3 protein-coding genes are annotated in these 15,193 nt (G+C 46.0%); all 3 read left to right on the forward strand.

Features of this window, described 5'->3' with window-relative positions; translation table 11 throughout:
* Positions 1–571 precede the first annotated feature (571 nt).
* Genes F3J22_RS09270 through F3J22_RS09280 form a run of 3 tightly spaced genes read left to right on the forward strand, consistent with a single transcriptional unit; the run spans position 572 to position 15,167 of the window.
* On the forward strand, positions 572–12,037 hold the full coding sequence (locus F3J22_RS09270) for a Calx-beta domain-containing protein (protein WP_167016409.1): 11,466 nt from the start codon (positions 572–574) through the stop codon (positions 12,035–12,037).
* Positions 12,038–12,055: 18 nt separating this feature from the next.
* Complete coding sequence (locus F3J22_RS09275; RefSeq protein ID WP_167016410.1) at positions 12,056–12,970, forward strand: type IX secretion system membrane protein PorP/SprF; 915 nt, start codon at positions 12,056–12,058, stop codon at positions 12,968–12,970.
* Between the two features lie 16 nt (positions 12,971–12,986).
* Positions 12,987–15,167: an OmpA family protein gene (locus tag F3J22_RS09280; protein ID WP_167016412.1), complete on the forward strand. Its 2,181-nt coding sequence runs from the start codon at positions 12,987–12,989 to the stop codon at positions 15,165–15,167.
* The last annotated feature ends 26 nt before the right edge of the window (positions 15,168–15,193 follow it).

A 15,193-nucleotide genomic window follows, 5' to 3' on the forward strand; every position in this document is an offset into this window, starting at 1 on the left:
GACTAAGGACTTTTTCTATTTCTTCGTTAAAGTTTGGGATACCAGTACTATTTGATTTATATGGATGTGTTTGCTTAACTGAAATTGCCCCATCGGATAATAATTCTACCTGATAGATTTATTTACATCCCCAAACTCACCCTGAATGGGTATTTACCACGTTATAAATCTTTCTAATGAATATTTAATTTGAATAAATATAAATTATCTTATAAATTTGTAAATTAAAATATATGATTTTATAGTTAGTTGTTTAGTTATAGAAGACAGATAGATTCAGATGTAATTAATTATATAAATCACCCCGATGCAGCAATAGTGCGCGGAGCTATGTTATCTCCACGTTGAGATTATCAGAATCAAAAGATTAAGAGGAAAAAAATTAAGGTGGTTGGTTTTTCAGCATTTGTCGGGCAAATGTATACCACCTGGAGCCATTACCGGAATTCGCATATAGGGTTTTACAAAGGACTGTTTTATCATTTTTGACTAAAAATCTATATGTATAAATAGAAATTTACACGCTTATATGTTAGTCCTGTCCTATCCTACGAAAGATATCAAGACTGCTATGCCTCAAAGATTCCTTATGGGAATCAAGGGCTTGTTGATGTTGACTGTATTATTTTTAGCAGCACTTACCACTACTGCACAGCAGGTAGTGATCAATCCCACTGGCGGCAATACAGCCACAGATGGCCTCAGAATAGTCGTTTCGCCTACACCTGCCGACACAGGAACTAATTATGATTTCAGGGTTTATAGAAATGGTCGGACAGAAACGAAGAATGATTTTTCCTATTTTTCATCAACATTTAAGAACCCGGTAGGAATTCAGCCCCTCATAGTCTTTTATGCAACCGGGGCACCCAATGGGCAGCCATTTACTGATTACATGACACCGGTTCTGGATAAGATCCTGCCTGTTATAGGGGATGGTTCCCAAGCTACCCCATACCAGGTATGGGTTTATAGTCATATTGATTATGTACGTCCTTCGAACAGTCAGACATATCACTTTATCCTCAGGACTGTATTCTCCTATGTAAAAGGGAAAAAATACGTTGATTTAAAATACACGTTGTACTGTAAAGACGGTAATTCTATTATTCCTTATTTATTCCTTGGAGAGGCTGCCACAGTGCAGGCTTCCGGCCCGAGTGATGCTGCTAGCAGCTTAAATTTACTTGGCTATGCAGATGTAATTGGATCGCCTACCACAGCCAGGGTTGTGGGGATGTCCAGGGTATCAGGTACGCCTGCCAGTAAGGTTTACAGGATAGCAGATACAATATTCAGCTCCTACAATCTGAGGAACGCGGGGGAAAGGCTGGCTCCGGGTGTAAAGTCTCCTGAACTGTATGGTAATATCGAAGGCCAATACGCTCCGGAAAATACACAGCCAAGAGGGATGGCGGTGTGTATACCATTTCGTACAACCAATAATGCCATCTCTCCTAATAAGGGGCCTTATTCAGTAGGTGCCAATATCCGTATAGGTTATGACGATACAAACGATCCGACACAGACAAGTGCAGTAACCGAGCCGATGCCAACGGATAATGGTATGGCAGGCAATACCCAGGTCACCGTTGCGTTTAAGGCTGCAGCACAAAGCGGGTTGGAAGGCAATATTGTGGATTCTGCAAGGGCATTGCAACTTACTGTAAGCGGAGGTGTGCTGTATTATCCGGCATTCATGCCATTCAGGATCAATGCTGCTGGTTCAACAGAAGCACATCCGGCAGTAGCAAATGTAGATTATGATTATAATCAGGTGGGGATATGGATTCCTGCAGGCGATTACAGGACAAAAGCAGCAAATATTACCTTCCCGGGAATAATGATTAAAGGTAATACCAAACTGGAATATGACCGCACCCTCAACCTGGAACTCCTGCCTTCGCCGGATAACCTGGTTACGTTAGGAACACAAACTACGACACAATACACGATCATCGATGATGAACCAAGCGATATCTCTGTAGACGCTGCTACCGCCACCGTTGATGAGGGTACCACACATACCATTCATATCAAACTCCCGGATGGTGTATTAGCTTCAGAACCGATCACCATATCTGCAGCCGTATTCGCAGACCCTGCCAATAAAGCATTAGAGGGAGATAACCTGGATTTCAAAAAGATCCCTGACGCTGTTATTCCTATTAATGGTAATGGTGCAGACCTTTCCATGGTGATTAATAATGATCTGGTCCTGGAGAATGACGAACCAGTAAATATTCAGTTTACTGCGATCGTAATGGGTAAAACCAAAACGGTTAACCAGGTTGTAACGATAAAAGATAAAACCAGGGACAACCCCGCAAATCTGAATATATCTGTTACGCCTGATCCGGCAGCCATCCTGGCAGAAGGTTATGAAGGAGACATGACGGTTTCGTTACCTCCGGGTGTAACCACAGATAATGATATTGCCGTTAACCTGACAACAGGAGGTACAGCTACTAACCCTGATGACTATACGCTGACAACATCGGTTACGATCAGTAAAACCAGTACCGGTAGCACTACAACCCATTTGCATTTGCTGCCGGACAACCTGCTGGAAGGTGATGAAACCATTGTCCTTGGTGGTGGCGGAACAGATGGAATTACTACCACATTTAAAGTTGTACCGAATACACTTACTATAAAAGATGCCAGCTACCCACTGACCACAAATGTTATTCTGCATTGTGATTCTACCAGTATAACAGAAGGTGGAACAGTTGGTGCAGGTTTCTGGTTAGAGTTACCTAATGGCCTGGTTGCGGGTAAAGACTGGGTTTTTAACCTCAGCGGATCTATCGGTACACCGGAAGATCCTACCAGGTATACGCTTCCCGCACAGGTGAAAATTCCGGCAGGTGCTTCCGTGTCTCCGAAGATTTTTATACTGGCGCCGTCCAACACTGTATTGAATGACAATGTTACCCTAACGGTAACGGCTTCCTGCACAGATAATAATATACCATCAGCAGGAAATGTGAAAATTAATATACTGGATAATACCAGGGGAACATCTGCCAACAGTAATAAAATAACTGTTACACCAGTACAGACCATGCTGGCAGAAGGCAGCAAAACAGGTTTTGTTATTTCCCTGCCATCAGGTATTACCTCTGCAACGCCTATTACTGTAACACTGAATAAAAATGCAGCTGCAAGCACAGCAACATTAACCAGTTCAGACTATACCTTACAGAATAATGTATTCACCATCGATGCAAAATCTTCCAGTATTACAACTGCGGATGTATTGACAGCAGCAACTGACCAGATACTGGAAGGAAGTGAAGTGCTGGCACTTGATGTAGATCCGGGAACAGGTTTTACTGCCGCTGCTACCTCCGTGACCATTACGGATGAAACACGCAAGATAGCCAGCAACCTGAAGCTGCAATTCGTAACACCTGATCCGGCATTGCTGATCGAAGGCTATAAAGGAACGGTTACCCTGGCACTGCCTACCGGTGTCACTACCGAAATACCGTTGTCCGCAACGGTTTCCTTTGCAGGTACCGCCACTAACCCGGACGATTACACGTTAACACCAACCACCTTTACATTTACAGGTAATTCAAAAGACCTGACCCTCGATTTAATAGCCGACGGTCTGATGGAAGGCCCTGAAACCATCATTCTCAGCGCTGCAGTGAATGATACTACTTCTTCTGCCTTTACTGTCACGGGTACTACCATGACAATAATCGATAAAGATTATCCGCCGGCGCATGACCTGATCCTTCACCTGGACAATACCAGTATAAAAGAAGGTAACACTACCGGTGTTGGATTCTGGGTAGAGTTACCGGATAATATCACTACACAGAATGCCCTTACCTTCTCCCTGAGTGGGTCTGTAGGTACGCCGGATGATGCGACCAGGTATAATCTGCCAGCTACGGTGACTATTCCTGCAATGGGTAAACAGTCTCCGAAAGTATATATTAAAGCACCGTTCAACTTCGTACTGAATGACGATGTAACACTGACCATCAAGGCAGTATGCACCACGGATGCCAACATCCCGACCGGAACTACCGCACAGTTGCAGATCCTGGATGATACCAGGACCACGACGCCTGGAAGTAATAAAGTAACGGTTACACCAGTTACTGCTACCGTGGCAGAAGGAGCTGGAACCGCGTTTACTATCAGCCTGCCAGAGAACATTACCTCTGCCACGCCGATCACTGTGACGCTGACCAGAGACGCAAGCTCAACATTGTCTACCACCAATGATTATATCTTACATCAATCTGTATTCACCATCCCCGCAAAGACCAACAGCATTTCTACTGCTGCCAACACTTTCGAGGCACTTACAGATATGATCCTGGAAACGACAGAAACACTGGTGTCTAACGTAGATGCGGGTACGAATATGACTGCTGATCCGGTAACCGTTAGTGTAACCGATGAAACCAGGAAGAACACCGCCTATACGAAACTGGACTTTACCACCGATGCTGCCAATCTGCTGATTGAAGGCTACAGCGGAAAGGTGACGGTAAGTCTGCCGGCGGGTGTAACTACTGAAGTTCCTATTACTGTTACTTTAAAAGATAATACCGGCACAGCTACTATCACTGATGACTACACGCTGTTGCCATCTTCTCTTAAATTCACGGGAAGTTCAGCTCAGTTCAGTCTGACCCTTGTGGCAGACCATCTGATGGAAGGTCCTGAAACCCTTGTGCTGGATGCTACCGCCGTTGATGACCTGACACAGGCCTTTACCGTAACACCTAATACCATTACTATTATAGATGCAGATTATCCACCGGCACATGACCTGGTGCTGCATCTGGACAATGCCAGTGTAAAAGAAGGCAATACTACCGGTGTTGGCTTCTGGGTAGAATTACCGGATAACATCGTAACGCAGCGCGCCCTTACCTTCTCCCTGAGTGGGTCTGTAGGTACGCCGGATGATGCAACCAGGTATAATCTGCCGGCAACAGTGACTATCCCTGCAATGGGTACACAGTCTCCGAAAGTATACATTAAAGCACCGTCCAACTTCGTACTGAATGACGATGTAACACTGACTATCAAGGCGGTATGTACCACGGATGCCAACATCCCAACCGGAACTACTGCACAGTTGCAGATCTTGGATGATACCAGGACCACCACGCCTGGAAGCAATAAAGTAACGGTTACACCAGTTACTGCTACTGTGGCTGAAGGAGCTGGAACCGCGTTTACTATCAGTCTGCCAGAGAACATTACCTCTGCCACGCCGATCACTGTGACGCTGACCAGAGACGCAAGCTCAACATTGTCTACCACCAATGATTATATCTTACATCAATCTGTATTCACTATCCCGGCAAAGACCAACAGCATTTCTACTGCTGCCAAGACTTTCGAGGCACTTACAGATATGATCCTGGAAACGACAGAAACACTGGTGTCTAACGTAGATGCGGGTACGAATATGACTGCTGATCCGGTAACCGTTAGTGTAACCGATGAAACCAGGAAGAACACCGCCTATACGAAACTGGACTTTACCACCGATGCTGCCAATCTGCTGATTGAAGGCTACAGCGGAAAGGTGACGGTAAGTCTGCCGGCGGGTGTAACTACTGAAGTTCCTATTACTGTTACTTTAAAAGATAATACCGGCACAGCTACTATCACTGATGACTACACGCTGTTGCCATCTTCTCTTAAATTCACAGGAAGTTCAGCTCAGTTCAGTCTGACCCTTGTGGCAGACCATCTGATGGAAGGTCCTGAAACCCTTGTGCTGGATGCCACCGCCGTTGATGACCTGACACAGGCCTTTACCGTAACACCTAATACCATTACTATTATAGATGCAGATTATCCACCGGCACATGACCTGGTGTTGCATCTGGACAATGCCAGTGTAAAAGAAGGCAATACTACCGGTGTTGGCTTCTGGGTAGAATTACCGGATAACATCGTAACGCAGCGCGCCCTGACCTTCTCCCTGAGTGGGTCTGTAGGTACGCCGGATGATGCAACCAGGTATAATCTGCCGGCAACGGTGACTATCCCTGCAATGGGTACACAGTCTCCGAAAGTATACATTAAAGCACCGGCCAACCTCATACTGAATGACGATGTAACACTGACTATCAAGGCGGTATGTACCACGGATGCCAACATCCCAACCGGAACTACCGCACAGCTACAGATCCTGGATGATACCAGAACCACCACGCCAGGAAGCAATAAAGTAACGGTTACACCAGTTACTGCTACTGTGGCTGAAGGAGCTGGAACCGCGTTTACTATCAGTCTGCCAGAGAACATTACCTCTGCCACGCCGATCACTGTGACGCTGACCAGAGACGCAAGCTCAACATTGTCTACCACCAATGATTATATCTTACATCAATCTGTATTCACCATCCCCGCAAAGACCAACAGCATATCTACTGCTGCCAAGACTTTCGAGGCACTTACAGATATGATCCTGGAAACGACAGAAACACTGGTATCTAACGTAGATGCAGGTACGAATATGACTGCTGATCCGGTAACCGTTAGTGTAACCGATGAAACCAGGAAGAACACCGCCTATACTAAACTGGACTTTACCACCGATGCTGCCAATCTGCTGATTGAAGGCTACAGCGGAAAGGTGACGGTGAGTCTGCCGGCGGGTGTAACTACTGAAGTTCCTATTACCGTTACCTTAAAAGGTAATACCGGTACTGCCACCATTGATGATGACTATACCCTTAAACCGGCTACTGTAACCATCACCGATCATTCCAGCCAGTTTGACCTGGTATTGATTAAAGACGGTATCATCGAAGGTCCGGAAACAGTAGTACTGGATGCCACCGCTACAGACGCCCTGGCGCAGGCATTCACCGTAACGACTAATACATTTACCATTATTGACGGTGATTATCCGCCAACCAACAAGGTTATTCTGCATCTTGATAAAACATCCATCAAAGAAGGAGAAACACCGGGTGCAGCATTTTATGTAGAGCTGCCTGATGGACTGAAAACAGCAGCGGCGCTCACCTTTAATGTAAGCCTCGCCACCAGTGATCCTTTACAGGCTGGCAGAGTGAGCACCACGGCTACGGTAACCATCCCGGCAAACGGAAAAGTATCCAACACCATATATATTACTGCAGGCACCAACCTGGTATTGAATGATGACATCACCGCAACAGTAGGTGTTACCTGTACGGACCCTAACATTACTACAGGAGCTCCACTGGCATTCACTATAGTGGATAATACCCGGGTAACCTCTCCGGGTAGTAATGTAATCACCATAGCACCTGCTACACCGGCCATCGATGAAGGAACCGCTACTAAGTTCATGATTTCGCTGCCGGCCAATGTTACATCTGCAACACCTATCAGTATTACGCTCACCGCTAAACCATCTGCGGCAGCAACAACAGATTATGATCTCCTTAAAACATCTATTATACTTCCGGCAAAAACAAACGCCTATACCACGCTGGAAGATATCGTAGGTGCTACGGTGGATAATATCATTGAAAATGATGAAACACTGACTATTGGCGGAGATGCTGGTAATACCTATACTATTGCCGATGCAACGCTTACCATTAATGATCAGACCAGAAGAAAAGCGGCTAACAGAGTACTTTCTGTAGTACCTGCTGCCAGACTGCAAATAAATGAAGGTGCTTCGCAGATCTACGTATATGCGTTACCGACAGGAATAACAACTGAAATTCCGATCACTGTTAATATCGCGGCTTCCGGCACTGCTACCAAAGGCGCTACCGGTGATTATACCGTACCGGACAATGTGGTCATGACCACTGGAAGCATTGTATCCCTTACCGTTACCACGCTGACAGACAACATCGTAGAAGGGACTGAAACGATCAAACTTACCGGTACCACCACTGATGTTACCGGGCTTAGCTATACCACGCCGGACATTGATGCAGATATCATCGACCAGCAATATCCTGTAACACTGGAAATTACAGCGTCGCCTGATAATATATTGGAAGGATTCTCCTCCCAGCTGTCGGTAAAACTGCCTAACAACTGGGTGGCTGGTTACGATATTCCGGTGAATATCGTTAAGGCAGCCACTTCCACGCTGGATGATACCTGCCATACTACATTGCCGGCTCAGTTGATTATCCGTAAAGATGCCAATGCCACAACTCCGTTTACCGTGCAGGCATTCAGTAATGATATGTTGGGAGATGGTGGTACGATCGTAGTACAGGGAACACCTGCAGATGCGGCGCTTACTGCTACTTCAGCTACTATTACGGTGCAGGATAGCACCATTAAACGTCCGGGTTCCAATATTATTAACATCTCCAGCAATGTAAACACGCTGACAGAAGGCCAGTCCGCCGATATCACCGTCACGCTGGAAGGTAATATGAAGTCGAGATCACCGATTGTAATTACCCTGGGCAGAGGTGCCGCCTCTACCGCCAGCGGATCAGATATGACCTTTGCAACGCCAACAGTTACACTGCCGGCAGGTGTAAATACAAAAACATTTACCAGTCAGTTGACAGCGGTTAATGATAATATCCTGGAAGCGGATGAATCCTTTATACTCACCGGTACTTCCGGCGAGTACAGTATCAACGATGTATCGCTGACTATCAAGGATGCCACCCGTACCATTCCGGCCAACCTGGTATTGACCGTAACGCCTGATAAGACTTCCCCTGTTAAGGAAGGAGACCTGGTAGCGATGCACGTTGCTTTACCGGCAGGCATTACCACGGAAGTACCTATTCAGGTTAATCTGACAACAACAGGTACTGCCACTAAAGGTGACGACTATACGCTACCATCATCTTTCATATATAATAAAGACACAACATTAGCACTGTCAATTATTGCAGATGATCTGGTAGAAGGAACAGAAACCCTGAATATTGCCTACGCAGCAACGGATGGTATTTCCAGCTTCACCATGGCAGGCACCAATTTCGATATTACCGATCTGCAATACCCTGCCCATATAATCCTGGAATCAACTCCAGACACAATAGAAGAAGGTAAATCCATCGGATCACTGTTGTCCGCGAAGTTTGAGAACAACTGGAGAGCTGGTAAGGATTACGTGGTAAACCTGAGCAGAGATAATGCCAGCACCGCAGATGTTACCGACTACAATGCGTTACCTGCAAGTATTACGATTCCGGCACTTGCCAATAAAGGAACTGCTGGAGCACAAGTATTGGCACTGGCAGATCTGATTCTGGAAGATGATGAAGTACTGATCGTGAACGGAAATACAGGCGACACCAACCTTCCTGTTGACGCTACCAAAGTAACCATCCTGGATAGAACACATGATGATCCTGCGAATGGAAGAATTATACTGACACCGGTAACACCAGGTCATTCAGTAATAGAAGGTGATAGTTACCAGGTGAAGGTTTCCCTTGCGCCGGGTGTGACTTCCAGCAAAGATATCCTCGTTTACCTGGCTGCTTCACCGAATTCTGTGGCAGACAGCACAGATGTAAACGGTCTGCCAACAACCATCACTATCCCGGCAGGGGCTACGGATTACTCCTTTGCCTTCTCTGCCCTGAGAGATAATATAATTGAGAAGCCTGAATTGTACCGCATAGTTGCCACGCCTGTAGGATGGCCAGGTATGAGCAGTGACTCTCTGGACGTGACTATCATCGATTATACCAGCACGATCCCAGCTAACCTGAAGATGAAACTGACGATCGACAGTACCTCACTCCAGAAAGGCCATAGTTCTAAGATGACCATCGGCTTCATGACCGACAGCATCGTAGCTCAGGAAGATATCGTGATTAACCTGGCACCGGCAGCTACTTCCGAAGCAGGCACCGGCGATTATACCATCAGTCCTGCCAGGTTTGTATTACCTGCCGGTGAGCATACCTTTGATTACACACTGAATGCTACCGCCAACAATATCATCACTGGTGATCAGAACCTGGTACTGGCAGGCACCTATGTGGACCATTACTTTGCCTATGATCTTCAACCAATACCTACGGTTATTATTAAAGATGTAGTAGAACCTTCCGTGCAGCTGCTGAAAAATAAAGATGCTGCCGAACCTGCTACCGCTGGCGCCTATACGGTGAAACTGCCACAGAACTATACCGCTATGGCTCCTGTGAATGTTACCTTGTATGTAGGCTCCGTTCCTGGGGCTACCAACATTGGCAGTGTAGCCACTACCGTTACCATTCCCGTAGGTAGTAACAGTGCGGATGTACAGGTGCCGGTAATAGATAACCATGTAATAGAAGGAGATGAATTCCTGCCGGCAGCCCTGAAAACCGCTATCATGAACCGCGGGGCTACTGCGATCAACTTCAAGGTGGATACAAAAGATACCGTGAAACTGACTATCCATGACGATGAAAGTGATGCCACCGGCGCCAAAGCTACTGCCAGGGAAATGCTGGTGGAGAAAGTGAAAGATGCGGCAGAACCAGATATCCAGGGTCAGTTTAAAATCAGATTTACAGATAACCTCCTGACAGCGGTACAACCGGTACAGGTCAACTATACCGTTGGCGGTACTGCTACACCGGACGTGCGCTACAAAAAACTGAGCGGAACAACCACCATCCCGGCAGGACAAAATGAGGTGATCATCAATGTAGATCCTATAGATAATAATATAATAGAGGGAGATGGTACCGTTTCTCTCCAGTTGAAGAATATAACCAGCAGCCTGGTGAATGTTACCTGGCCGATCTCCGCACAACAGACACCAGACCTGATCATCAGGGATAATGATACCATGAAGATCAACCTGACCACGAAGGATACAAAAGTACCAGAAGGGTCTCCGGTAACGTATACACTGCATTCTGTAAATATGGCTGCCATTGCGGTGCCGGTAAGAATTCAGGTAGACCAGGATGCGGTACGCAGCTTCAAAGCCAGCACAGGTACGGTTGTTCCGGGTACTGTCAGCGGTAATATCCTGACTGTGATGATGCCGGCTATGCAAACCGATTACAACTTCACCCTCACCGCTTCCGATGATGATATCAATGATGAAGACGGGTTCCTGAAAACGACCCTGTTGCCATATGCCGGAACCAGCAGCACACCACTTTATATAGAAGGTGATCAGACTACAGCCAATGTAATCATTGAGGATAATGATCCATTGATACTGACGTTCACGAAAGATAAATACAGCGTGAAAGAAGGTAATCTGGGAGATAGTACACCACTGAAGTTTGTCGTGAACCTGAGTAATAAGAGCTCCCGTCCGGTAACAATCAACTTCGACTATGAAGAAGCAACAGAAGGGGTGTCTTATCCGTTCTTCGACTTCAGAGCTACACCGGGAGAGGACTTCATCATGAAAACGAAACAGATCGTTATTCCTCCGTTTGAAGGTAGCGGTGAATATGTAGTAACCATTATTGGTGACACTACATTCGAACAGAATGAGTCCTTCTTCATTAAAATGACCAGTGCTACGGTACCTACTAACACCCACGTACCTACGTTTGGCGAGCCGTCCAAAGCGCTGGGCATCATCCTGAACGATGATCCTATGTGCGGCGAGTGCGATACCGATGGCGATGGCCTGACCAACGCGGAAGAGGATATCAACAGAAACGGTGATCCGTTTGACGATGATACCGATGGCGATGGTATTCCAAACTTCCTTGACCTGGATTCTGATGGTGATGGTGTTCCTGACTCCGTGGAAAGATGGACAACAGACGGCCGCTATACCGGTAATAACAACGGATGGATCAGAATACACCCTGCTATCTCTCCCAATGGTGATGGAAAAGGAAATGACCAGATGTGGATCGAAAACATCGGTAGATATCCGAAAAATGAAGTCGTGATATTTAACCGTTGGGGTGGTGTGGTTTACAAAACAACGAATTACGATAACGCTTCCAATAACTTTAAAGGAAAGTCCAATACTGGTGGTGCATCAGGTAGCGACGTTCCGGATGGCTCTTATTTCTACTGCATTACGCTTGATGTAGATGGAAAACAGGAGCGTGTTACTGGTTTCATTGTTATAAAACGATAATCTGAAAAGTTGGACCCTATGCGCAACTTTATAATTAAAACAGGCAGTTTACTGGCGCTTTGCTGCTGTTGCATAACCAAAACTTATGCACAGCAGGAGCCCATCTACTCTCAGTATATGTTTAACGGGATGATGATCAACCCGGCTTACCCAAGCATGGACGAATCCTCCAGTCTTACCGCCGTTGGTCGTAACCAATGGGTAGGAGTGGAGGGGGCTCCCAAAACGCTGACGGCATCTTTTTATACACCTATAAAGGCCACCAATACAAGCTTTGGGGTGTCGCTGGTGAATGAAAAGATAACGGTCAACTCACAGACACAGGTAAACTTCAACGTTTCTCAACGTGTAAAACTCAACGAAAAGACGTATATAGCGCTGGGTTTGAAAGGGGGAATGACGCAGTTCAGGGAAGATAACACCCAGTTATCCACCATGGATCCTGTGTTTGCGCAAAACCAGAGTTACTGGAAATCCGACGTTGGTTTTGGGTTGATGTTGTTTACAGAAAACTTTTTTATTGGTATTTCTTCGCCAACTTTTCAGAGCTTTGATCTGGGAGGGAAGGTGAACAAGGTGGAAAGCAAAGCACATTACTACCTGCAAACCGGCTACCTATGGACTATTAATGACAACGTAAAAGTGAAGCCGAATGTCTTGTTACGTCAGGTAACCGGTAATGGCTTCGCCTATGACCTTAATGCCAATGTATTACTGAAAAACCTTGTCTGGGTTGGTGCTTCCTGGCGTTCTGAAAAAACGCTGACGGGCATTGTCCAGGTACAGGCCACTAAAAATTTACAGATAGGTTACTCCTATGATACTCCTATGCAATCCAATCTTAAAGGCGCACAGTCTGTATCACATGAGTTAATGGTGAACTACCGATTTGCATGGTCTAAGATGAAAGTCGTAGCTCCCCGCTATTTCTAATTATAAACATGATTGTATGCCAACGAAGCCAATTACATCCTATATTCTATTCCAGGGTGCCATTATTCTCTTTGCATCATGTTCTTTTGTGAAAGATTCCGGCAGCAGTGCTTTCGGCGATATGTCGAAGGTAAACCGCGCGGAACGCCTCTACAAACGCCAGGACTACGAGCACGCGATCTCGCTGTGCAATACCGTCCTGAATAATGGCGGCAATGAAAATGTAACCCGTAAGGCTAAACTCCAGCTGGCAAGAATTTACTACGAAACCCGCCAGTTCGAAAAAACGATTAGCCTGTATGATGAGGTCCTGTATAAACCAGGTCCCGACATCGCTGCCAGCGACGTTACCAATTACCTCGACCTCCTCAAACGTACCGGCAGAGTCACAAAAGCCAAAGAAATAACTGACCAGTACCAGAAAGATTATAAAGAAGATACCCGATTTAAAAATATCTCCCAGTCGCTGGACAACTACTACGCCTTTTTCAACCGTAAAGTGGAGGAAGGGACGCATGTAGACAGTCTGCGCCTCAACCTGCCGGGTTACCAGTATGGGTTGGCGTTATATAAAGAGAATATCGTTTTTCTTTCCAATGATGTTAAAAAGAAAGATGCCCAATCTTTATATACCAACTCCAAACTCTACATCCTTTCAGAAGAGGGAGTTACCCCGTTCAACAACAGCCTGAGAGGGGTTTTACAGATAGGGCCGGCATCTTTCTACGACAACGGACAAAAGGTAATTTATACTTCCAACAAGTTTTCTGAAGTAAGAAATGAAAAAAATGGATTTATAAATACCAGTAACGGAACACAGTTACTGTTCGCTACATTCCAGGCAGAACACAACTCCTGGAGCAAACCTAACCCCGTTTACATCGGGAAAAATAATATTTCGGCATCCATATTACATCCTTCAGTTGCTCCTGACGGTAAACGTTTGTACTTTGCATCCGATATGCCAGGAGGATTTGGTGGAACAGACATCTACTATACCGACTGGGATGCAACGGAAAAACGGTGGAAAGCACCGGTAAACATGGGCCCTGAGGTAAATACCAACGGAAACGAGTTGTATCCTTTTATATCCGGAAACAAATTATTCTTCTCTTCTAACGGACTGGAAGGATTCGGCGGACTGGATATATTTGTTATCGACATAAATAATCAGGCAAAGGGAGCCGAACATTTGCCTTTCCCGGTAAATACACAGTTCGACGACCTGAACCCTGTACTGGATGATACCAAGCGATTGCTATACTTTACATCTGACAGATCAGGTGTACACGATAATGATCATATCTATGTATTGAGCCTGGCCAACAACGATCCTTTGAAACAAGTAGGCATATCTTATCCCGATACCGCCCGCACTAGCGATAAAACGTCCCTTGCCGTAATACAGACGGATAACCGCCGTCAGGAAACGCTCACCGGAGACTCCCGCTACGATAACGCTATTTCAAATGAACCTGTTAAGTCATCGCCGGCAGCTACACCAGCAGCTACGCCTGTGGTGGTAGATAGCCGTACAACGACAGACTATGGCAACAGTGCCGCCAACAGTGCGCCGGAGATGATCTCCTGGCAGTACCAGGCCGGTACTCCGGAAGCCGCCGCCGCAGCAGCTATCAGCAAAGCAAATGCCGCCCCTGCACAAGACAGACCGGTAAACAGCCATCCTGAGCAGCTCGACTGGCAAGCCGCTACTGACGGTAACGCAGATACGAAAAAAATCGCCGTTACCAATCCGGACGTGATCGCATGGCAGAAAGCGAACCATATCGCCGACAAAAAAATGGATAGCATCGTACGTGCCGCCAATTTGCTGATACGTACGCCTGGCATCATCTATTTCGACCTGAACTCCTATGTTCCCATGGACCAGGAATGGAAAAAACTGGATTCTATCTTCCAGCTGTGGAAGACACATCCGGAAAGACTCATCCTGATCAGCGGGCATACAGACATCATCGGAACAGAAAAATATAACCTCTCTTTATCTAAAAACAGAGCAGTTTATATCCAGGAATGTCTGAAAAGCAGAGGTGTAGATCCGGAAAAAATCAGGATCAGCTATTTCGGTTCTACCAAACCGGTGTGGATTGCAGGGGGATTTTCACTCGACCACGACCGGGAAATGTTTATCCAGTTGCAGGGAGTGAACCGGAGATGTGAAGTGAAAATATTGTAAGTAATAATTTTTAGCGTATATCAAAA

The organism is Chitinophaga sp. Cy-1792 (assembly GCF_011752935.1).
Lineage (GTDB): Bacteria > Bacteroidota > Bacteroidia > Chitinophagales > Chitinophagaceae > Chitinophaga.